The sequence below is a fragment of the Acidovorax sp. Root402 genome, assembly GCF_001425125.1.
GTDB classification, from domain to species: Bacteria; Pseudomonadota; Gammaproteobacteria; order Burkholderiales; family Burkholderiaceae_C; genus Acidovorax; species Acidovorax delafieldii.
The window spans coordinates 168,869-189,678 of record NZ_LMDQ01000001.1; the positions used below are offsets into that span (position 1 = coordinate 168,869).

The window sequence follows — 20,810 nt, forward strand, 5'->3', positions numbered from 1 at the left end:
GCGTCGCTAAAAACGAGGCCGGGCAGGTGTGTCGGACGGGTCTTTAGCAGAATTTATAAAGCGCCCGCAAGCTGTGGCAAATCGGCGCGTCTGGCAAATATACCAAAGCAGCGCCGCGTCGCCCAGCCCGTCGCACCGATCAGGTCAGCCTGCGGACGAAAAAATCGCCAGCAGCCCCAACACCAGAAAGATGGCGGCAGACACCAGATGCACCGCGCGGATGGGCACTTTGCGCGTGATGCGCTCGCCCAGCCAGACCACGGGCGCATTGGCCAGCATCATGCCCAACGTGGTGCCCGCTACCACCCAGAGGTAAGCGTTGTATTTTGCAGCCAGCATGACCGTGGCGATCTGGGTCTTGTCGCCCATCTCGGCCAGGAAGAATGCGACCACGGTGGTGCCAAACACCCCCCAGCGTGGCGATCCGTCGGCTTCGCCTTCGTCCAGCTTGTCGGGGATCAGCATCCAGACCGCCATGGCGATGAATGAGGCGCCCAAAATCCAGCGCAGCACCTGGGGGCCCAGGAAGGTGGTCACCCAGGCACCGACAGCGCCGGCCAGGCCGTGGTTGACCAGCGTGGCCACCAGGATACCCAGCACGATGGGCCAGGGTTTGCGAAAGCGTGCTGCCAGCACCAGAGCGAGCAGCTGCGTCTTGTCGCCCATCTCGGCGAGCGCGACGATGGCGGTGGAAATGAAGAAGGCTTCCATGGGGGAGGGGGTCCTATCCGGCCGGATGGGTGGAAAACGCATTGACTGCACCCCGACTCCGGCCATGTGGATCGGTTTGCAGTCAATGGTCTCGCCCAGCTCAAAAGCCGCATACGCCATAGGTCTCAAAGAACCCAAGTGTGTTGACGCATGCCCCCGGCGCATTGCGCGGCCGGGCGGGCTACTCCCCAAAGACCCACGGATTTTACCCTATGGTTTGCCCTGAAATTCCCCGAAAAACCACGCTGCCCCGGTGTTTTGAGCCCATCTGCCCAGAAATAAAACCCCACGGGCCCCATAAAGTGATTAATAATGGATTCGCTTTTCTGCTTGCAGAAGGGCAGTTAGCTTAGCGGTGAATGGTCAGTTTCGCGTCTTTGAAGTCGTCACAGGTTTGTTGATTGCGTCGGGCTCCATCGCGTTTTTGTGTTTTTTCAGGAGTCCTTCATGGGCAACAAACTTTACGTGGGCAACCTGCCCTACTCTTTCCGCGACGAAGATCTGCAGCAGACCTTCAGCCAGTACGGCTCGGTTGGCAGCGCCAAGGTCATGATGGAACGTGACACCGGCCGCTCCAAGGGTTTCGGCTTTGTCGAAATGGGCAGCGATGCTGAAGCCCAAGCCGCCATCCAAGGCGTGCATGGTCAAAACTTCGGTGGCCGTGACCTCGTGGTCAACGAAGCCCGCCCCATGGAGCCCCGCGCTCCCCGTAGCGGTGGCTTCGGTGGCGGCAATGGCGGCGGCGGCGGTTACGGCGGTGGCCGTAGCGGTGGCGGCGGCTACGGCGGTGGCGGCGGTGGTGGTTACGGCGGTGGCCGTAGCAGCTACTAAAAAGTCCTCATCGGCAGTCCTTAGGGCCTGCCGACGGCAAAAAATGGAGCCTTCGGGCTCCTTTTTGCGTTCTGGCGCGGCACGGACACCACAGCGCGCAAGGCCCCTTGCTTTTTCCCCAAAAGTGTGGAGCATAATGGTCTGGCGGGTTTGGCCCGCATTTCAAGTTTGCGGTGATCCGTCAGTTTCGCGCTGAGAGCGTCATTGAGATTAGCTGGCTGCGTTTTGGGGACTCCATCGCTTTATCCACGTGTTTTTGAGGAGTCCCTCGATGGGCAACAAACTGTACGTCGGCAACCTGCCTTACTCGGTGCGCGACGGTGATCTGGAACAGGCCTTTGGCCAGTTCGGTGCCGTGACCAGCGCCAAGGTCATGATGGAGCGCGACACGGGTCGCTCCAAAGGCTTCGGCTTTGTGGAGATGGGCAGCGACGCAGAAGCCCAGGCCGCCATCAACGGCATGAACGGCCAGCCCCTCGGCGGTCGCAGCATTGTGGTGAACGAAGCCCGCCCCATGGAACCACGCCCACCCCGTAGCGGTGGTTTCGGCGGTGGTGGCGGCGGCTACGGCGGCGGCCGCAGCGGTGGTGGCGGATATGGCGGCGGCCGTGAAGGCGGCGGTGGCTATGGTGGTGGCCGCGAGGGCGGCGGCGGTGGCTACGGCGGCGGCCGCGAAGGTGGTGGCGGGGGCTATGGCGGCGGTGGCCGCAGCGAAGGTGGCTTCCGCAGCCCGTACGGCTCGGGTTCGCGCAACGGTGGTGGCGGCGGCCGCAATGGCGGCGGTGGTGGCTACGGTGGCGGCGGCAACGGCGGCTACTGAACCACACCCGTTTTTCTGTCACAAGGGCCCTTCAGGGCCCTTTTTCATGGCAGCTGCACGTCGAGATAGCAATCTCCATCGCCCCCGGCGCCTTGGGGCGCCTTGTGCAATCCCGCCCCTACTGCATTTCGCTCTGGCGGCGCTTGCGCGGGCGGCCCGCCAGCACCTTGTCAAACAATGGGTTCGGCAGCATGCGCAGCAGCTTGGCGACCACGCCCATTTGCCAGGGGATGACCCGGTAGCTCACGCCCGCCTGAATGGTGCGAAACGCCTGGTCGGCAAAATCGGCGGGCTGCATCAAAAACGGCATGCTGTAGCGGTTCTGTTGCGTGAGGGGGGTGTCGATGTAGCCCGGCGACACCGTCACCACGCGCACGCCGTGGGGGCGCAATTCACCCCGCAGGCTTTCGCAGTAGCTGATGACAGCCGCCTTGCTGGCGCAGTAGGCGCCATGGCCGGGCAGGCCCCGGATGCCGGCCACGCTGCCGATGCCCACCAGGGTGCCGCTGCCGCGCTGCACCATGGCGTCTACAAACGGCTGGAAGGTGGCCGCCATGCCGATGTTGTTGGTGGCAAAGGTGCGGGCCATGACGTCGATATCGTCCCGCACCGCTGTGTCCATGCCCACGCTGATGCCGGCATTGGCGATCACCACATCCGGCACACCCTGGCGTGCGATGCAATCGCGCCCTGCAGCCACGATGCTGTCAGTCACCGACACATCAGCACTATAAATTTCATAGCTTTCAGGGCTTATTCCTTGAGCACTTGCCCATGTTTTGACTTCGGAAGTGCGCCGCGCCACCAGAGCCAGGCGAAACCCCGCTTGGTGGTAGCGCTGGGCCAGCGCTTGGCCGATGCCACTGGATGCGCCGGTGATGAAGACAAGGGGAGTGGTCATGTGCATTCCGACAGTGGGCGGCTAGGCAGGATAGGTGGAGGCTACCGCGTGGTGCCCGGCAGGATCATGCCGCGCACGCGCCCGCGCAGTTGCAGCACCTGGTCGAGGTTGTCGTAATCCATGCTGTCGGCGGTGAAGCGGTCGTTGCCACGGGTGAGCGTGACCGGCTGATCAGAGCGCACCCGCTCGGTGTTGGTGAAGGCATGCAGAAACTCACCACGGAACTCCATGGGGGGCTGCGCTGCCGCCCCGGGCTTGGCGGGCAACGGTTCACGCTTGACGATGGCGTTGCCGAACAACTGCACTTCGGAGCCATCGGCGTTGCTCAGGGCCCGGTTGGCCGTGGCCACGGTGACCCGGCCATCGAGGCTGACCGAACGCATGCGGACCTGATCGATCTCCAGCGTGTCGGTGTCGGGGTAATGGCGCGCCTCGTCACCCTGCACCTCGCTCTGCAGGCGGCCCGTGGCATCGAATGTCTTCACCGAAAAGGACTTCATGAAATAGTCCGGCTGGTGCTGCACGGGCCGGTCAATCGCAGGCAACTGGGGCATGGGCGCGTTGCGCACCAGCCACCAGGTGCCCAGGGCCAGCAGGCCCATCAGCACCACGGGCAGGTAGATCGAGAGCTGGTCCCAGCCCTGACGGATCACGCGGATCATGCGGTGTAGTCCGCCAGCAGCGCCGCATAGCGGCCCGTGGCCACCAGCAGCAGGTCGCACAGCTCGCGCGCCGCACCGTCGCCCCCGCGCGCCTGGGTGACGAAGTGGGCCGCGTGGCGCACCTCGGTCTGGGCGTTTGCGGGCGCGCAGGCAAAGGCGCTGCGGCGCATCACGGGCAGGTCGGGCCAGTCGTCGCCCATGGCAGCGGCCTGCGCCCAGGTCAGGCCCAGGGTGGCCAGCATCTGCTCGGCGGCGGGGCGCTTGTCTTCGGTGCCGAACACGGCGTGCTCCACGCCCAAGGCCTTGAGGCGCACGCGCAATGGGGCAGAGTCGCGACCGGTGATGACGGCGGGGGTGATGCCTGCCTTTTGCAGCAGCTTGAGGCCGTGACCGTCCAGGGTGTTGAACCGTTTGATGGTCTCGCCCGTTTCGCTGAAGTACAGGCCCCCGTCGGTGAGCACACCGTCCACGTCGAAAAAGACCACGCGCACGCCCTGGGCGCGCAGCAGCAGCTCAGGGTCAATCTGCAGGGCAGGAGAGGGAGAGGTCTGAGGAACCAGCGCCATCGTCAGATCACCTTCGCACGCATCAGATCGCCGATGTGCACCACGCCCACCAGGGCGCCCGCTGCGTCCACCACCAGCACGCTGGTGATGGCGTGGGCTTCCATCATTTCGGCGGCGTCCACGGCCAGGGCGTCGGGGGCAATGCGGCGCGGGTTGGCGTGCATGACCTGGGCTGCGGTGGTGGACCGCAGGTCCGCCCCGGCCTCGATGCGGCGGCGCAGGTCGCCGTCGGTGAAGATGCCCAACAGCTGCCCGTCGGCATCGACAATGGCCGAGGCGCCCAGACCCTTGGCGCTCATCTCGCGCATGAGGTCGCTGAACGAGGCATCGGGGGCCACGCGCGGCACCTCGGTGCCCGAGCGCATCACGTCGCTCACATGGGTGAGCAGCTTGCGGCCCAGCGCGCCGCCGGGGTGTGAGCGGGCAAAGTCTTCGGGGCGGAAGCCCCGGGCGTCCAGCAGGGCCACAGCCAGCGCGTCGCCCATGGCCAGCTGGGCCGTGGTGCTGGCGGTGGGGGCCAGGTTCAGCGGGCAGGCTTCGCGCGCCACGCTGCAGTCGAGCACCAGGTCGGCATAACGCGCCAGGGTGGACTGCAGGCCGCCCGTCATGGCGATCATGGGCGCGCCCAGGCGCCGCAGCACGGGCAGGATGGCCGTGAGTTCGCCACTTTCGCCGCTGTTGGAGATGGCCAGCACCAGATCGTCGCCGGTGACCATGCCCAGGTCGCCGTGGCTGGCCTCGGCAGGGTGCACAAAAAAAGCGGGGGTGCCGGTGGAGGCCAGTGTGGCGGCGATCTTGCGCCCCACATGGCCGCTTTTGCCCATGCCCATCACCACCACGCGGCCCCGGGCCTGCAGCACCATCAACACCGCCTGGGCAAACACGCCATCCACGCGGGCCGCCAGGCCATTCAGGGCCTCCACCTCGATGTGGAAGGTCTCGCGGGCCAGGCGCAGGGCCTGGTCGGCATCAAACGGGGGCAGCGCGGCGGGGGCGGGAGTCATGCAAGGATTCTATCGACCGGGCATGCCTGCCGGGCCGTCGCATGGGCCAAGTCCACTGGCACGGTCCGTGCATCCGGGTAGAAAAGCCCTTGCCCAGCCCACAGGGCTTGCCAGACTCGCACAAACAGGGAGGCAGCAGCGGCCTGCAGCCCCGGCCAATGGCTTGCTTGAATCCTGTGTTACACAACTCAAGCCTCGGATAGCATCGAACCCATGTCTTCTCTCGCCCTCACACTGCTTTACCTGCTGGCCGCGGTGCTGGGCGTGGTGACCTGCCGCAGCCTCAAGCTGCCGCCCATGCTGGGCTACCTGGCCGCTGGGGTACTCATTGGCCCGCACGCGCTGGCACTGGCGCAAAACTCCGAAGGCGTGCGCCACCTGGGCGAGTTTGGCGTGGTGTTCCTGATGTTCGCCATCGGGCTGGAGTTCAGCCTGCCCAAGCTGCGTGCCATGCGCAAGCAGGTGTTTGGCCTGGGGCTGATGCAGGTGGTGCTGACGATGGCGGTCGTGTCCGGCATGGCACTGGCGCTGTCGCGCTGGGCGGGTGGGGTGTGGGACATGGGCTGGCAGACGGCGCTGGCGCTGTCGGGCGTGATGGCCATGAGCAGCACGGCGATTGTGGTCAAGCTGATGGCCGAGCGGGCCGAGCTGGAGAGTGAACACGGCCGGCGGGTGATGGGCATCTTGCTGTTCCAGGACCTGGCGGTGGTGCCGCTGCTGGTGCTGATCCCGGCGCTGGGGTCGTCGCCCGACCAGCTGCTGACCTCGCTGGGCTGGGCGCTGATCAAGGCCACGGTGTTGGTGGGCCTGCTGCTCACGGGCGGCCAGCGGCTGATGCGCTGGTGGCTCACGCTGGTCGCGCGGCGCAAGAGCGACGAGCTTTTCATGCTGAACCTGCTGCTGATCACGCTGGGCCTGGCCTGGCTGACCGAGCTGGCGGGCCTGAGCCTGGCGCTGGGCGCTTTCATTGCGGGCGTGCTGGTATCCGAGACCGAGTATCGCCACCAGGTGGGCACGGACATCCGGCCCTTTCACGATGTGCTGCTGGGCCTGTTCTTCATCACCATCGGCATGATGCTGGACTGGCACATCCTGGTGGACCGCTGGGCGCTGGTGTTGATGCTGCTCACGGTGCCGCTGGTGCTCAAGCTGGGGATCATCCTGGTGCTGGCGCGGGGCATGGGCGCGACCACCGGTGTGGCGCTGCGCACCGGGCTGTACCTGGCGCAGGCGGGCGAGTTCGGCTTTGTGCTGCTGTCGCTCACGCAGAACAACGGGCTGGTGCAGCCAGCGCTGATGAACCCCATCCTCGCGGCCATGGTGCTGTCGATGCTGGCCACGCCGTTCCTCATCATGTACAGCAACCGCATCGTGATGAAGCTGGTGGCCAGCGACTGGCTGCAGCAGTCGCTGCAGATGACATCGATTGCGCGCAAGTCCATCAACACCAGCAAACACGTGATCATCTGCGGCTACGGCCGCTGCGGACAGAACCTGGCGCGCATGCTGGAGCACGAGGGCATCCCCTACATGGCGCTGGACCTGGACCCGGACCGCGTGCGCCAGGCCGCTGCGGCCGGCGACTCGGTGGTGTATGGCGACGCCACCCGTCTGCAGGCGCTGATGGCGGCGGGCCTGGTGCGCGCCAGCGCCGTGGCCGTGACCTACATCGACGTGCCCGCCGCGCTGAAGGTGCTGGCCAATGCCCGGTCGCACGCGCCGCAGGTGCCGGTGGTGGTGCGCACGCAGGACGACCTGTACCTGGACAAGCTGCAGGAGGCCGGTGCGACCGAGGTGGTACCCGAGGCCATCGAAGGCTCGCTCATGCTCGCCAGCCACGCCCTGGCCCTGGTGGGCGTGCCCATGCGCCGCGTGCTGCGGCTGGTGCAGGACCAGCGCGATGCGCGCTACAACCTGCTGCGCGGCTACTTCCATGGCGCAGACGACGACACGGTGAACGAACGCGACCAGGAGCGCCTGTCCACCATCAACCTGCCCCCGGGCTCCACCGCCCTGGGCCGCAGCCTGGGCCAGCTGGCCCTGCCCGCCATGGGCGTGCGCGTGGTCAACCTGCGGCGCGGCAATGGCCATGTGAGCGCGGCAGTGGACGAAGCCCTGCTGGCCGAAGGCGACACGCTGGTGCTGTCGGGCCATCCGGCCGCGCTGGCGCTGGCGGAAGACAAGCTGCTGAAAGGCTGACTGGCCCACGGCCCGCCGCTGGCAGCTCAGCGGGTGGTTGGGCACCCCATTTGAATGAAATCAGCCTGTAGCGCTAGTGCAATATGCGCTAGCAGCTACATAATTGATAGCAAACTACAGCAGCTCTTCAGGCCCAGGCCGTCCGAACAGGTAGCCCTGGAACTGGCGGCAGCCGTTGCGCAGCAGGAAGCTGCGCTGCCCCTCGGTTTCCACGCCCTCGGCCACCACGTCCAGGCCCAGGCTGCGGGCCAGCGTGATGATGGTGCAGGCGATGGTGGCGTCGTTGGGGTCGGTGAGCACGTCGCGCACAAAGCTCTGGTCGATCTTGAGCTGGTCCAGCGGCAGGCGCTTGAGGTAGCTGAGCGATGAGTAACCCGTGCCAAAGTCGTCGAGCGAAAAGCCCACCCCCAGCGTGCGCAGCGCCTGCATCTTGAGGATGCTGTCCTCCACATCGTGCAGCAGCAGGCTTTCGGTGAGTTCGAGCTTGAGCAGGCGCGGGTTGGCGGCCGCATCGCGCAGCGCTGCCAGCACCTGCTCCACAAAATCGGGCTGGCGGAACTCCTGGGCACTCACGTTCACGGCCAGCGTCCACGCGGCTTTCGCCGGGGCGGTGGCCCACTGGGCCAGCTGGCGGCAGGCCAGGGCCAGCACCTGGCGCCCCAGGGGCAGGATGAGCCCCGTCTGCTCGGCCAGCGGGATGAAATCGGCGGGCGAGACCATGCCGCGCTGCGGGTGTTGCCAGCGCACCAGCGCCTCGGCCCCCAGCAGGTGGCCGCTGGCGTCCACCACCGGCTGGTAGTGCAGCAGGAACTCGTTGCGCGCCAGGCCCTGGCGGATGTCGCCCTCCAGCGCCGAGCGCGCCGACGCGGCAGCCTGCATGGCGGGGTCGAAAAAGCACAGGGTGTTGCGCCCCTGCGCCTTGGCCTGGTACATGGCCAGGTCGGCGCGCTTGAGCAGCTCTTGCACGGGCTGCTGCGCGTCCTGGAACAGCGCAATGCCGATGCTGGGGGTGCTGTGCATGTCGCAGCCATCCACGACATAGGGCTGGTTCAGCGCCAGCAACACCTTCTGGGCCACGGCCTCAGCCTCGGCCGCAGCTTCGACCTCATGGCCGTGCAGGCCCTGCACCACGACCACAAACTCATCGCCACCCAGCCGCGCCACGGTGTCGGTGGCCCGCACGCTGGCCCCGATGCGCGCGGCCACCTGCACCAGCAGGCGGTCGCCCCACTCGTGGCCCATGGTGTCGTTGATGCCCTTGAAGTTGTCCAGGTCGAGGAACAGCAGGGCGCCATGGCGGCCGTCGCGCTGGGTGGCGGCCACCGCGCGCTCCAGCCGGTCCATCAGCAGCCGGCGGTTGGGCAGGCCGGTGAGTTCGTCGTAGAACGCCAGGCGCTGGATCTCGGCCTCGGCCAGCTTGCGCTCGGTGATGTCGCGGGCCACGCCCCGGTAGCCGGTAAAGCGGCCCTCTTCGTCAAAGATGGGCTCGCCACTGATCGACACCCACACGGGCTTGCCGTCCTGGGACAGGCGCTGCATCTCGAAGTCGTGAAAGACCTGGTGCGCCTCCAGCTGCTCGCGGTGCTCGCGCCATTGCCCTTCGTTGACGAAGGTGTCGGGCAACTCCCAGCGGGTCAGGCCGTAGTGCATCTCATCGGGCACGCCCTCCGTGTGGTACGGGTTACCGTCCAGCCGCACAAAACGAAACTGGTCGTCCTGCTCCCAGTACCAGTCGGACGACAGGTCCGTCAGGCTGCGCCAGCGCGCCTCGCTCTGGCGCAGGGCCTCCAGCGTGCTCAGGTAGTCGGTGACATCGGTGAACGTGCGCACGCGCCCGCCGGGCTCCAGGGCACGGGTGCGCACCTCGATGTAGCGGCCCTGCCGGGTGCGCCGCACGTAGCTCTGCGGCATGTTCATGCGGCCGCCATGCGCTGCGTATTCCGACGCCACATAGTTGCGGGCCATGGGCTCGATGAGCTGGAACTCGGGCCCGAAGTCGCCCCGCTCGGTCTGAAAACGCACCACCTCTTCCACCAGCGGCTGCGTGGCCAGCAGGGACTCGGGCAGGTCCAGCAGCTCCAGGTAACGCTGGTTGTAGACGCGGATGCGCCCCTCGGCGTCGACGTTGGTGATGCCCTGCGAGATGTTGTCCAGGGTGCCTTCGAGGGCTCGGGTCTTCTCGGCCAGCAGGGCGCTGGTGCGGGCCAGTTCGGCCTCCACATGGCTGCGGGCCAGCTCGGCGCGGCGGGCGGTCTCCAGCTGGCCAATGGTGTTCAGCAAGGGCTGCAGAAACTGCACGTCGGCGTTGGTGTAGCCGCCGCTGCGGTTGGCCAGCCCCACCATGGCCACCAGCTCGCCCGCCGCATGGATGGGCAGGCCCAGGTAGGTGCGCAGCGTGGGGTGGCCGGACGGCGTGCCCGCGCTGCGAGCATCGTGGTTGGCATCGTTGCTGAGGACCGGCTCGCCCGTCACCAGCGCAGCGCCCACCAGCGAGTGCAGGTTGTCGAACACCATGCCATCCTCGGCATGCTGGGCATAGCGCTGGCGCGAGGCCTCGTCCCAGCTGATGTCGGTCATCGCGTGCACGCGCAGGTAAGGGTGCCCGTCATCGGCCCGCTGCACCTGGCCCACGAGGCCGAACGCGCTCTGGGTCAGCGTCATCAACTCGCCCAGCAGCGCCTCGAACGCCGCCCGGGGGCCCGAGCTGGCAATGAACATGCCCTGGGCCCGCGAGATGGCCTGCAGCAGCCGGTGCTGGCGCGCCAGCATGGCCTCGGCCGCGCGGCGGGCACGGGCGCTGGAGGTGCGCTCCAGCACGGCTTCGATCTGCGCGGGCAGGGTGAGCAGGTAGTCCAGCGCCGGGTCCTGCACGGTGAAGTCGTCAAAGCCGTGGCGCATGGCCTGCGCCGCGTGGGTCTCCGCCCCCATGCGCACGATGATGATGGCCGGAACGCCGTCGAGCAGCTGCAGCAGGTCAAAGGCCGAACCGTCCAGGGTGCGCTGGGCGGCCAGCACGATGTCGGGGCGGTGGCGCAGCAGGTGGTCGCGCGCCTGGGCGATCGAATCCACCACGTCCACGCGCCAGCCCGACCAGGGATCGGCCAGCGCCCCCGCCACAGCCTGTGCGTGGGGGTGATCACTCTCGATCAGCAGGACGGAGATGGGCATGGGCCGATCGTCGTGGGGGTTGGGGCACCGCCCGCCGCAGGCGGCGCGAGTTTGTAACGCCAGTGAAACACATTATGGCGTCTGGTGCAGGCGCGCGCGGGGACCGCCGGGCTGTTTACACTCTCGCACTTTCCGTGCCTCGCGCCACTGGCCAGCCCCTGGCGCACACCCAGGCATTGGCCCTGCCCGGGCCTCCCCCGCGTCATTACTCCCCACCCGCCCATGCAGCCCCTCAGCGTCAACCAGTACCTTCGCCAGCACATCCGCACCGTCCCCGACTGGCCCGCGCCCGGCGTGCAGTTCCGCGACATCACGCCACTGCTGCAGGACCCGAAAGTGTTCCGTGTGCTGATCGATGCCTTAGTGCACCGCTACATGGACAAGGCGCTGCGCCCCGACGTGGTGGCGGGCCTGGATGCGCGGGGCTTCATCCTGGGCGCCGTGGTGGCCTACGAGCTGAACGTGGGCTTCGTGCCCATCCGCAAGAAAGGCAAGTTGCCCTTCACCACGGTGGAGGAAACCTACGAACTCGAATACGGCAGCGCCACCGTGGAGCTGCACACCGACGCCGTGAAGGCCGGCGACCGCGTGCTGCTGATCGACGACCTGATCGCCACCGGCGGCACCATGATGGCCGGCAAGAAGCTGTTGGAAAAACTGGGGGCCACCGTCACCGAAGGCGCCGCCATTGTCGACTTGCCCGAGCTGGGCGGATCGCAGCGCCTGCGCGATGCCGGCCTGCCGCTGTACACCCTGGTGGACTTTGCAGGGCACTGACCCGAGGAGCGTGGCATGGGTGCACAGCCCCCTGTGGGCGTGCACCACATGACCCCTGAATCAGTTGAGTTCGCCGTACTGGGTACTGCTGAGGTCGGGGGCCGGGCCGTCGGCACCGGGCATTTCGGTGTCCTCAAACCCTGTGGGCTGGGACGGTGGCAGCAGCGGACCGGAGCGCACCGGCACGCCTGGCTTGGCGGCCGCAGCCGTGGCCGTGGCCGCCGATGACCCTGCCGCATTGGCCAGCGCGCGCTTGAACGCGGCCACCTCGTCGGCCTCGATGGGTTCGAAGCGGGCAGAAGAGGCAGGCCGCGCGGCACCCAGCGGTGCGGGTGCAGACACAAGGGGCGCTGGGGCCGACACCGCACCGAGCGGGCGGCGCGTAGCCAGCTGGGCCGCAGCGGGCGCCAAGGGAGCAGGGGAAACAGGTGCCGCAACAGCCGCGGCGGGGCGTGCGCCCGCCAGCGGTGCAGGCGACGGGGCCAGGGGTGCCGGGGCCGTGGCCGCTGCTGCCGGCGGACGGCGCACCGCCGTAGAAGCCGCCTGCAACGGCAGCGCAGCGCCCTGGGGCGCCACGCCCTTTTGCGGAATGCCCACCGCCACATGGTCGTTGATGCGCCAGTACACGGCCGTCACCAGGATGTCGTAGCGGGTTTTGGCGGTCTGGGCGATAAGCGCCTCGATCTCGCTCAGGCGCACCGTCTCGCCGCCGTATTCCCGGGCCAGGTCCATCATCACCAGGAACTGGCGGCCGCGCTGGTCAAGCGACAGCACCTTGAACTTGTAGCTGGCCGACAGCACGCCAGCGCGCACCATGGCGTCGCGCACCACGGTATAGAGCAGCTCACGGCGCTCCATGCGCTCGTTCTTGCGGTTGGCTGCGTGCTCTGGGGGCTGGGGCTCCACGAGGGGCTTGCCCTGGCGCCCAGGTTGCAGGGGCACGGTGGCGTCGGCGTTGAACAAGCCGGAGGGCTCGGCCGCTGCGCGGGGCTTGGCGGGAGCGGGTTTGCGGCTGAACCAACTGAACAGGGACATGGCTTGCTTTCTTCGGATGGTGCCTGGACAAAATCCAAATCGAGTGTAACGCGCCATCCCCCCGCAGAAGGCGGAAGAAGCCCGAGGGAAACCCCCGACAGGCCCCGCCTGTCAGGTGGCCGCAACGCGGCGGCGGCGGTTGCCCAGGCGCTTGGCCAGCACAGCCCCTGCCGCCATGGCCAGACCCAGGGCAATGGCGGGCTGGCGGTTGGTCAGCTCGGTGAAGCGAATGGCCGTGAGGCTCCACAGTTTGCACGGCGCGCTGGCCTGCACGGTGGCACTGCGCGCACGGTGCGAGAAGAAAGCGCCTTCACCCACCACAGAGCCAGCGCCCACAATGGCCAGACGCAGGCGTTCTTTTTCGTCCTGGTAGTGCACGCTCAGGCTGCCGCTTTCGACCAGGTACAGGGTGCGGTCCGTGGCACCCTGGCTGAAAAGCACTTGGCCCGCCGGCAACACCACCGGGAGCAGGTAGGACGACAGCACCTCCCACTGGGCGGCCGTCAGCGGGTTGGTCATGCTGTCCTCCGCCGTGGTCTGGGCAATGGCATCGATCAGACCTTTGAGGTCCACCTTGGAGGCAACGGGCATGGGAACATTCATGGTCCGCCGAAAGTAACCCTGTTACAGATCGGACACAAGCGCTGTTTACGTCCGTTTACAAGATAGGGCGACCAACGGTCGCTATTTACCGATGCAGAAGCTGGAGAAGATCACGCCGAGCAGGTCATCGGAGGTGAACTCGCCAGTGATGGCGCTCAGGGCGTTCTGCGCGAGCCGCAGCTCCTCGGCCAGCAGGTCCAGCGCCGGGCCCTGGGCCTGCAGTTGGTCAGCAGCTTCCTGCAGGTGCAACGACACGGCCTGCAGCGCCTGCACATGCCGCGCCCGGGCAATGTAGATGCCCTCGGGCGCCGACTGCCAGCCCGCCACGTCCAGCAGCAGCCGTCGCAAGCCGTCCAGTCCCTGACCGGTGCGGGCCGACAGATGCACGGCAGGGCGGCCGGGGTTGGCCGTAGGCGCAACACCCGCCGCACAGTCCAGCTTGTTCCAGACATCGATCACGGGGATGCTTTTTGGCAATTTTTGCCCCAAGGCGCTTTCGATATCTGCGTCGGCAGCTACATATTCAGGAGCACTTTGCCGCGATAGGTCGTGCAGGAACAGTACGGCGTCTGCCCCGGCAATCTCGTCCCAGGCGCGGGCGATGCCGATGCGCTCGACCTCATCGCTGCTGTCCCGCAGGCCGGCGGTGTCGATGATGTGCAGCGGCACCCCTTCGATCTGGATGGTCTGCTGGACCTTGTCGCGCGTGGTGCCGGCAATGGGCGTGACGATGGCCAGCTCGGCCCCTGCCAACGCATTGAGCAGCGAGCTTTTGCCGGCATTGGGTTGCCCGGCGATGACCACCTTGATGCCCTCGCGCAGCAAAGCGCCCTGGCGCGCGCGCTGCATCACCGAGGCTAACGTTTGCTGCAAGTTCGATAGCTGGCCATGCGCATCGGCCTTGCGCAAGAAGTCGATTTCTTCTTCAGGAAAGTCCAGCGTGGCCTCCACCAGCATGCGCAGATGGATGAGTGCGTCGCGCAGGCTGTGGATTTCTGCAGAAAACGCGCCGGTCAGCGAGCGGCTGGCGCTGCGGGCTGCGGCTTCCGTGCTGGCGTCGATCAGGTCGGCAATCGCCTCGGCCTGGGCCAGGTCGATCTTGTCGTTCAGGAAAGCCCGTTCGGTGAACTCCCCGGGTTGGGCCACGCGCAGGCCCGGCAGACAGGGCTGGCCGGTCGCCGGTTGGGTGGCAGTCCCCGCCTCCAGACAGCGCGCCAGCAGCAGCTGCAGCACCACCGGGCCCCCATGCGCCTGCAGCTCCAGCACGTCTTCGCCGGTGTAGCTGTGCGGACCGGGGAAGTACAGCGCGAGCCCCTGGTCGATGGCCCGGCCCTGTGAATCCCGAAAGGGCAGGTACGTCGCTTCGCGGGGCTTGAGGGTGCGGTCGCACAGCGCCTGCACCAGGCCCTCCAGCCCTTTGCCCGACACCCGCACGATGCCGACGGCCCCGCGCCCGGGGGCAGTGGCGATGGCAACGATGGGGTCGTGGTGGCGGGCAAGCATGGGCAGAGACTTTACAAGGTGACAGAAAAAAGGCCGCTTGCGCGGCCTTCGGGGGTCAGTTCGTGGATGTCAGCGTTGCCGCTGCCGCATCACTTGAACTTGGGCAGATTGAACTGCGGTGGCACGCCCATGCGGGTGTTGATGATCCACTGCTGCGCAATCGACAGGATGTTGTTCGTCAGCCAGTACAGCACCAGGCCAGCTGGGAAGAAGAAGAACATCACGCTGAAGATCAGCGGCATGAACCACATCATCTTGGCCTGCATCGGGTCTGGTGGCGCGGGGTTCAGGGCGGTCTGCAGCAGCGAGCTGGCCGTCATCAGCAAGGGCAGGATGAAGAATGGGTCAGGCGCGGAGAGGTCGTGGATCCAGCCGATCCAGGGCGCGTTGCGCATCTCGACGCTGGACAGCAGCACCCAGTACAGCGCAATGAACACAGGGATCTGGATCATGATAGGGAAGCAGCCGCCCATCGGGTTGACCTTTTCCTCGCGGTAGATGCGCATCATCTCCTGCTGCATCTGCTGCGGCTTGTCCTTCAGGCGTTCGCGCATCTCCATGATCTTGGGATTGATGGCCTTCATCTTGGCCATGCTGGCGTAGGCCTTGGCATTGAGCCAGTAGAACGCGATCTTGAGCAGCAGCACCAGCGCAACGATGGACCAGCCCCAGTTGTTCAGGAGCTTGTGCAGGTTGTCGAGCAGCCAGTACAGCGGCTTGGACAGGATGGTCAGCCAGCCGTAGTCCTTGACCAGTTCCAGGCCGGGGTACAGCTTTTCCATCATGGTCTCGACCTGCGGGCCGGCGAACAGGCGCGCGTCGATGGTCTTGGTGGCGCCCGGCTCGATGGTGCCGAGGGAGGTCAGCATGCCCACGGAGTACAGGTTGGTGTCCACCTTGCGGGTGAAGGGCTCGCGCTGCACGCCGTCGGCCAGCAGCCATGCAGTGGCGAAATAGTGCTGCACCATGGCGACGTAGCCATTGGCCGAGTCCTTGGGAATGTCGACCTTGCCGCTTTCGATGTCCTTGAACTCGATCTTCTGGTACTTCTTGGCTTCGGTGAAAACCGCCGGGCCGGTGAAGGTGGAGTAGAACGACGACTCGCCTGGCGGCTTGTTGCCGTCGCGCACCAGTTGCAGGTACAGCTGGGGCGATACAGCGGCGCTGCCGGTGTTGACGATGTCGTGCTTGACGGCGATGTCATAAGCACCGCGTTTGATGGTCCAGGTCTTGACCAGCTTCACGCCGCCCTGGTCGGGCGACTCGAAGCGGATGCTCATGGAGTCTTCACCGTCCTTGAGTTCGCGCGGGCCGGGAACGGCCGTCATCACCGTCTTGTGCGTGGGGAAAGTGCCGCCCACCAGGCCGGTCTGCGCCACGTAGACGCGCTGCGCGCTTTCATCCAGCAACAGGAAGTTGCGGGCCTTGTCGGTCATGTCGGCGTGCTTGAGCAGCTCGGCCTGCGTGAGCGAGCCGCCTTCGCTATCGAACACCAGGCGATACAGGTCGGTCTTGACCTCAATGCGTTCGCGTTTGGCAGGCGCAGCCGCTGCAGCAGGCTGCCCGGGCACGGCTGCCGCGCCTTGCGCGGCCGTTGTGGCTGCGGGCACGCTGGTGGCGGGCACGCTGGCAGCCCCGGTCGCGCCGGAGGCCGCGCCTGTGGCAGCAGCAGGGGCTGTCACTGCGGGCGTGGTCGGAAAAAAGGTGGCCTTGTTGCCATTGTGCAGCTGCCACTTGTCCCACAGCAGAACCATGGAAAAGCCAAAAATCACCCACAGGATGGTGCGGCGAATGTCGTTCATGAAGACTTCTTTGGTGAGGATGGGGGAGTGGTGGAAGGGGTGAGCCTGGAGAAAAGCCGCAGGCTGCGCGGCAGATCTTGCGGGACCGGATCATGGCCCCCGTCACACCAGGGGTGGCAGCGTACCAGCCTGCGCACCGTCAGATAACTGCCTGCTGCAGCGCCGTGCTGCTCCAGCGCCTGCAGCGAATAGACCGAGCAGGTCGGCTCAAAGCGGCAGGCCGAACCCAGCCAGGGGCTGAGAAACAGCCGATAGCCTTTGACCACGCCGATCAGCAGGCGCTGCATCATGGGGCAGTCACCGGCTCTGCCACCGGCGGCACAGGCGCAGCAACCGCTGCGCCCGAATGCCGGGTGGCATATCCAAACAGCTGCAGCAGCTCCGCGCGTACCGCCTGCTTGAGCCGGTCGGACGTGGCGCTCAGGAACTGCTTGCGATCAAACGCCGAGCGCAGGCGCACCACATGGGCGGCCTGCGGCAAACGCGCCTCAAACGTGGCGCCCACGGTGTAGATCTGCCGTTTGATGGTGTTGCGCGTCACGGCGCGGCGCGCCCAGCGCTTGGGCACCATGGCACCCATCCAGACGCCCTGAACGACAAACAGGGCCTGCGGCCCTTGCGTGTGCGGCAAGGAGCCGGGCCCTGTAGGTGCAACAGCGGCGGCTTGGCTGGCAACTGCGGTGCTGTTGGCGTCCAGTGCCAAACGGTGCAACGCAAAATGCGCCGTGCGGGAGACAGTGCCCCCCGCCATGGCAGCCTGGAACTGCGGCCGGGTTTTTAGCCTGTGCATGCAAGCGCCCCGTTTGGAACCTGGCGGTACAAACCGGGAACAGGCGGGGAGCAGGCCGTAGACCGTATCGGCCTTAGACGGCCAGGCGCTTGCGGCCCTTGGCGCGGCGTGCGTTGATAACGGCACGGCCGCCGCGGGTCTTCATGCGGACGAGGAAACCGTGGGTGCGCGCGCGGCGCGTCTTGGAGGGCTGGTAAGTACGTTTCATGGTGCTATTCCTTGAGGTTCAGTTCCGGACTGCTGCTCTTGAACCCCCTGCAATCTGCACACCCACACAATGTATGAAACATCGCCTGGAGGCAGACCCACGGGGCAGAAATAACGGCGCGCCGGGTCAAATCACCCTGAACACATTCAGGGAAACCCAAAATTATCGCAGGCTTGTGGCCGACTGGCAATGCCTTTCGATGGGCAGGCCTTTACCAGCGCGTCGCAGAGGCTGCAGCGCCCGACCCTTTCAGGCCACTTCTTCCCCGCATGGCAACCCCGGATTCCCCCGGATGACAGCCGCCTTCAAATTGTGGATAACTCCTTGACAAGCTACAATCCACCGCCTTACCCCGTTCCTCCTATCCACAATAAGAATTCCCCAGAAATGACCGAGGAACCCACCCGCAGCCCTATCAATTCGCCCGGCTCAGATGCCGGTCAGGGCCTGTGGCAAGCCTGCGTTGAGCAACTGGCACAAGACCTGCCAGAACAACAATTCAACACCTGGATCAAGCCCCTGATTGCCCAAGTGGCCGAAGACTTCTCCAAAGTCACGCTGCTCGTGGGCAACCGCTTCAAGCTCGACTGGATCCGCGCCCAGTACGCCGGCCGCATTGCCGCGCTGCTCGAAGGCCTGTATGGCCAACCGGTCACACTGGAGTTAGCACTCGCTCAGCGTGAATCCGTTGCCAGGACTTATGTACGGCCCACATCGCAGGAGCCCTCCAGCCCCGCAGCGCCAGCCGAAACCCCCTCCAGTAGCAACGATGAGGCCTCAGCGGGCGCGTTCCGCAACCGCCTCAACGCCGCCCTCACGTTCGAGACCCTGGTGGAGGGCACGGCCAACCGCATGGCGCGCTCTGCGGCCATGCACGTGGCCGGCATGCCCGGCCATCTGTACAACCCGCTGTTCATCTACGGCGGTGTCGGCCTAGGCAAGACCCACCTGGTGCACGCTGTGGGCAACCGCCTGCTGCAGGACAAGCCCGACGCCAAAGTTCTCTACATCCATGCCGAGCAGTTCGTATCGGATGTGGTTAAGGCCTACCAGCGCCGCACCTTCGATGAGTTCAAGGAGCGCTACCACTCGCTCGACCTGCTGCTCATCGACGATGTGCAGTTCTTCGCCAACAAGGACCGCACGCAGGAAGAATTCTTCAACGCGTTCGAGGCCCTGCTGGCCAAGAAGTCGCACATCGTGATGACGTCGGACACCTACCCCAAGGGCCTGGCCAACATCCACGAGCGGCTGGTGTCGCGCTTCGACTCGGGCCTGACGGTGGCCATCGAGCCGCCCGAACTCGAAATGCGCGTGGCCATTCTGATCAACAAGGCGCGCGTCGAAGGCACCGAGATGCCCGAGGAAGTCGCCTTCTTCGTGGCCAAAAACGTGCGCTCCAACGTGCGCGAGCTTGAAGGCGCGCTGCGCAAGATCCTGGCGTACTCGCGTTTCAACCAGAAAGAGATTTCAATCCAGCTCGCCCGCGAGGCGCTGCGTGATCTGCTGTCCATCCAGAACCGGCAGATTTCTGTGGAAAACATCCAGAAGACGGTGGCCGACTACTACAAGATCAAGGTCGCCGACATGTACAGCAAGAAGCGCCCGGCCAGTATTGCCCGCCCGCGCCAGATTGCGATGTACCTGGCCAAGGAGCTGACGCAAAAGAGCCTTCCCGAGATCGGAGAATTGTTTGGCGGGCGCGACCACACCACGGTTTTGCATGCTGTGCGCAAGATTGCGGGCGAACGCCAGCAGCTGACCGAGTTGAACCAGCAGCTGCACGTGCTGGAGCAGACGCTCAAAGGGTAGCGCCAAGGGTAGATAACCAGCGGGAAACGCCCGTCGGGCAGCCCCACGAAGAAGCGACCCCGTTAAGGGGCAAAATGGCGGGTTATAGATAGCAGGGGGAGGCATGACCTGTGCCGCTGTCCACGCACCGTCCCAAAACCACAAGAGGTTGATGACATGATCGTCCTGAAGGCAACACAAGACAAGGTTCTCGCGGTTCTGCAGTCCGTGGCTGGCATCGTGGAGCGCCGCCACACGCTGCCCATCCTGGCCAATGTGCTGATCCGCAAGACGGGCAATGCCCTGCAGCTGACGACCAGCGACCTCGAAATCCAGATCCGCACCACGGCCGAACTGGGTGGCGACACCGGCGACTTCACCACCACCGTGGGGGCGCGCAAGCTCATCGACATCCTGCGCACCATGCCGGGCGACCAGACGGTCAGCCTCGAATCGGCCCAGTCCAAGCTCATCCTCAAGGGCGGCAAGAGCCGCTTCACGCTGCAAAGCCTGCCGGCCGAAGACTTCCCGCTGGTGCAGGAGTCCGCCGCCTTTGGCCCCGTGTTCGCCGTGCCCCAAAAGACGCTGAAGGACCTGCTCGGCCAGGTGTCGTTCGCCATGGCGGTGCAGGACATCCGCTACTACCTCAACGGCATCCTGTTCGTGGCCGAGGGCAAGACCCTGAGCCTGGTCGCCACCGACGGCCACCGCCTGGCCTTTGCCAGCGCCACGCTGGACGTTGAAGTGCCCAAGCAGGAAGTCATCCTGCCGCGCAAGACCGTGATCGAGCTGCAGCGCCTGTTGTCTGATGCGGGTGGCGAGAACCAGCCCCACATCGAGATGCAGTTCGCCAACAACCAGGCCAAGTTCACCTTTGGCGGCATGGAGTTCGTGACCAAGCTGGTCGAGGGCAAGTTCCCCGACTACAACCGCGTGATCCCCAAGAACCACAAGAACAGCATCACCCTGGGTCGCGCCCCGCTGCTGGCCAGCCTGCAGCGCACGGCCATCATGACCAGCGACAAGTTCAAGGGCGTGCGCCTGAACCTGGAGCCCGGCACCCTGCGCGTGGCGTCCAACAACGCCGAGCAGGAAGAGGCCGTGGACGAGCTCGACATCGACTACGGTGGCGACACCATCGAGATCGGCTTCAACGTGACCTACCTCATCGACGCCCTGGCCAACATGGGCCAGGACATGGTGAAGGTGGAGCTTTCGGACGGCAACAGCTCTGCGCTGCTGACCATCCCCGACAACGACAGCTTCAAGTACGTCGTGATGCCCATGCGCATCTGAGGCTGCGTGACACCCGCCGTGCACCACAGTCGCAGCGCCACACCGCGAACGCTACTTTATTGATAGCTGCAAGCGCATATTCAATATGCGCTTGCGCCCAATTAGACCATTGAACATATTGGAAACCACGGTTTCCACGGATC

The 20,810-nt window shown here is 65.8% G+C and carries 19 protein-coding genes and 1 riboswitch; of the genes, 6 read left to right on the forward strand and 13 right to left on the reverse strand.

From position 1 onward, the window contains the following. Positions 1-144 precede the first annotated feature (144 nt). On the reverse strand, positions 145-711 hold the full coding sequence (locus tag ASC83_RS00775; protein ID WP_056056786.1) for a TMEM165/GDT1 family protein: 567 nt from the start codon (positions 709-711) through the stop codon (positions 145-147). Between the two features lie 16 nt (positions 712-727). After that, a riboswitch (yybP-ykoY riboswitch) is annotated at positions 728-913 on the reverse strand. A 245-nt stretch (positions 914-1,158) separates the two neighbouring features. On the opposite strand from ASC83_RS00775, the gene ASC83_RS00780 reads away from it, so the two are divergent. Both ASC83_RS00780 and ASC83_RS00785 read left to right on the forward strand, forming a co-directional pair. Then, positions 1,159-1,542 (forward strand): RNA-binding protein, encoded by a 384-nt coding sequence (locus ASC83_RS00780; RefSeq protein WP_056056787.1) that lies wholly within the window; start codon positions 1,159-1,161, stop codon positions 1,540-1,542. 271 nt (positions 1,543-1,813) lie between these two features. After that, a complete protein-coding gene (locus ASC83_RS00785) occupies positions 1,814-2,362 on the forward strand; it encodes an RNA-binding protein (protein WP_056056789.1) in 549 nt (182 codons plus the stop codon). A 118-nt stretch (positions 2,363-2,480) separates the two neighbouring features. On the opposite strand, the gene ASC83_RS00790 is transcribed toward ASC83_RS00785, so the two are convergent. The 4 genes from ASC83_RS00790 to ASC83_RS00805 are packed head-to-tail and all read right to left on the reverse strand — an operon-like array spanning position 2,481 to position 5,495. Continuing rightward, positions 2,481-3,263, reverse strand: a complete 783-nt coding sequence (locus ASC83_RS00790) for an SDR family oxidoreductase (RefSeq protein WP_199170858.1) — start codon at positions 3,261-3,263, stop codon at positions 2,481-2,483. A gap of 41 nt (positions 3,264-3,304) precedes the next feature. Continuing rightward, complete coding sequence (lptC, locus tag ASC83_RS00795) at positions 3,305-3,925, reverse strand: LPS export ABC transporter periplasmic protein LptC (protein WP_056056794.1); 621 nt, start codon at positions 3,923-3,925, stop codon at positions 3,305-3,307. Beyond that, positions 3,922-4,491, reverse strand: a complete 570-nt coding sequence (locus ASC83_RS00800) for an HAD family hydrolase (RefSeq protein ID WP_056056796.1) — start codon at positions 4,489-4,491, stop codon at positions 3,922-3,924. Before ASC83_RS00800 ends, lptC begins: the two co-directional genes overlap by 4 nt. A gap of 2 nt (positions 4,492-4,493) precedes the next feature. Next, positions 4,494-5,495: an SIS domain-containing protein gene (locus ASC83_RS00805; protein WP_056056797.1), complete on the reverse strand. Its 1,002-nt coding sequence runs from the start codon at positions 5,493-5,495 to the stop codon at positions 4,494-4,496. 213 nt (positions 5,496-5,708) lie between these two features. On the opposite strand from ASC83_RS00805, the gene ASC83_RS00810 reads away from it, so the two are divergent. Then, a complete protein-coding gene (locus ASC83_RS00810; protein WP_056056799.1) occupies positions 5,709-7,694 on the forward strand; it encodes a monovalent cation:proton antiporter family protein in 1,986 nt (661 codons plus the stop codon). Positions 7,695-7,808: 114 nt separating this feature from the next. On the opposite strand, the gene ASC83_RS00815 is transcribed toward ASC83_RS00810, so the two are convergent. Beyond that, a complete protein-coding gene (locus tag ASC83_RS00815) occupies positions 7,809-10,862 on the reverse strand; it encodes an EAL domain-containing protein (RefSeq protein WP_056056801.1) in 3,054 nt (1,017 codons plus the stop codon). Positions 10,863-11,084: 222 nt separating this feature from the next. Here ASC83_RS00815 and ASC83_RS00820 point away from each other — a divergent pair, with 222 nt between their 5' ends. After that, on the forward strand, positions 11,085-11,639 hold the full coding sequence (locus ASC83_RS00820) for an adenine phosphoribosyltransferase (protein ID WP_056056803.1): 555 nt from the start codon (positions 11,085-11,087) through the stop codon (positions 11,637-11,639). Between the two features lie 60 nt (positions 11,640-11,699). On the opposite strand, the gene ASC83_RS00825 is transcribed toward ASC83_RS00820, so the two are convergent. From ASC83_RS00825 to rpmH, 7 genes are all read right to left on the reverse strand, one after another. Continuing rightward, positions 11,700-12,674 carry a hypothetical protein gene (locus ASC83_RS00825; RefSeq protein WP_056056805.1) on the reverse strand — a complete coding sequence of 325 codons (975 nt, stop codon included), beginning with the start codon at positions 12,672-12,674 and terminating at the stop codon, positions 11,700-11,702. Positions 12,675-12,785: 111 nt separating this feature from the next. After that, positions 12,786-13,277 carry a Crp/Fnr family transcriptional regulator gene (locus ASC83_RS00830; RefSeq protein ID WP_043565827.1) on the reverse strand — a complete coding sequence of 164 codons (492 nt, stop codon included), beginning with the start codon at positions 13,275-13,277 and terminating at the stop codon, positions 12,786-12,788. 81 nt (positions 13,278-13,358) lie between these two features. Continuing rightward, entirely contained in the window at positions 13,359-14,780 is a 1,422-nt protein-coding gene (gene mnmE, locus ASC83_RS00835) for a tRNA uridine-5-carboxymethylaminomethyl(34) synthesis GTPase MnmE (RefSeq protein ID WP_056056807.1), read from the reverse strand. An 89-nt stretch (positions 14,781-14,869) separates the two neighbouring features. After that, positions 14,870-16,582, reverse strand: a complete 1,713-nt coding sequence (yidC, locus tag ASC83_RS00840) for a membrane protein insertase YidC (RefSeq protein ID WP_056056809.1) — start codon at positions 16,580-16,582, stop codon at positions 14,870-14,872. Continuing rightward, complete coding sequence (yidD, locus tag ASC83_RS23280) at positions 16,579-16,872, reverse strand: membrane protein insertion efficiency factor YidD (protein WP_082522278.1); 294 nt, start codon at positions 16,870-16,872, stop codon at positions 16,579-16,581. Before yidD ends, yidC begins: the two co-directional genes overlap by 4 nt. Next, positions 16,869-17,372, reverse strand: coding sequence for a ribonuclease P protein component (locus tag ASC83_RS00845; RefSeq protein ID WP_056056811.1), 504 nt, complete (start codon positions 17,370-17,372; stop codon positions 16,869-16,871). Before ASC83_RS00845 ends, yidD begins: the two co-directional genes overlap by 4 nt. A gap of 73 nt (positions 17,373-17,445) precedes the next feature. Then, a complete protein-coding gene (gene rpmH / locus ASC83_RS00850) occupies positions 17,446-17,580 on the reverse strand; it encodes a 50S ribosomal protein L34 (RefSeq protein ID WP_005798102.1) in 135 nt (44 codons plus the stop codon). A gap of 387 nt (positions 17,581-17,967) precedes the next feature. Here rpmH and dnaA point away from each other — a divergent pair, with 387 nt between their 5' ends. Together dnaA and dnaN are read left to right on the forward strand one after the other, a co-directional pair. Next, positions 17,968-19,392, forward strand: a complete 1,425-nt coding sequence (gene dnaA / locus ASC83_RS00855) for a chromosomal replication initiator protein DnaA (RefSeq protein ID WP_082522279.1) — start codon at positions 17,968-17,970, stop codon at positions 19,390-19,392. A 156-nt stretch (positions 19,393-19,548) separates the two neighbouring features. After that, positions 19,549-20,667, forward strand: a complete 1,119-nt coding sequence (dnaN, locus tag ASC83_RS00860) for a DNA polymerase III subunit beta (RefSeq protein WP_056056813.1) — start codon at positions 19,549-19,551, stop codon at positions 20,665-20,667. The last annotated feature ends 143 nt before the right edge of the window (positions 20,668-20,810 follow it).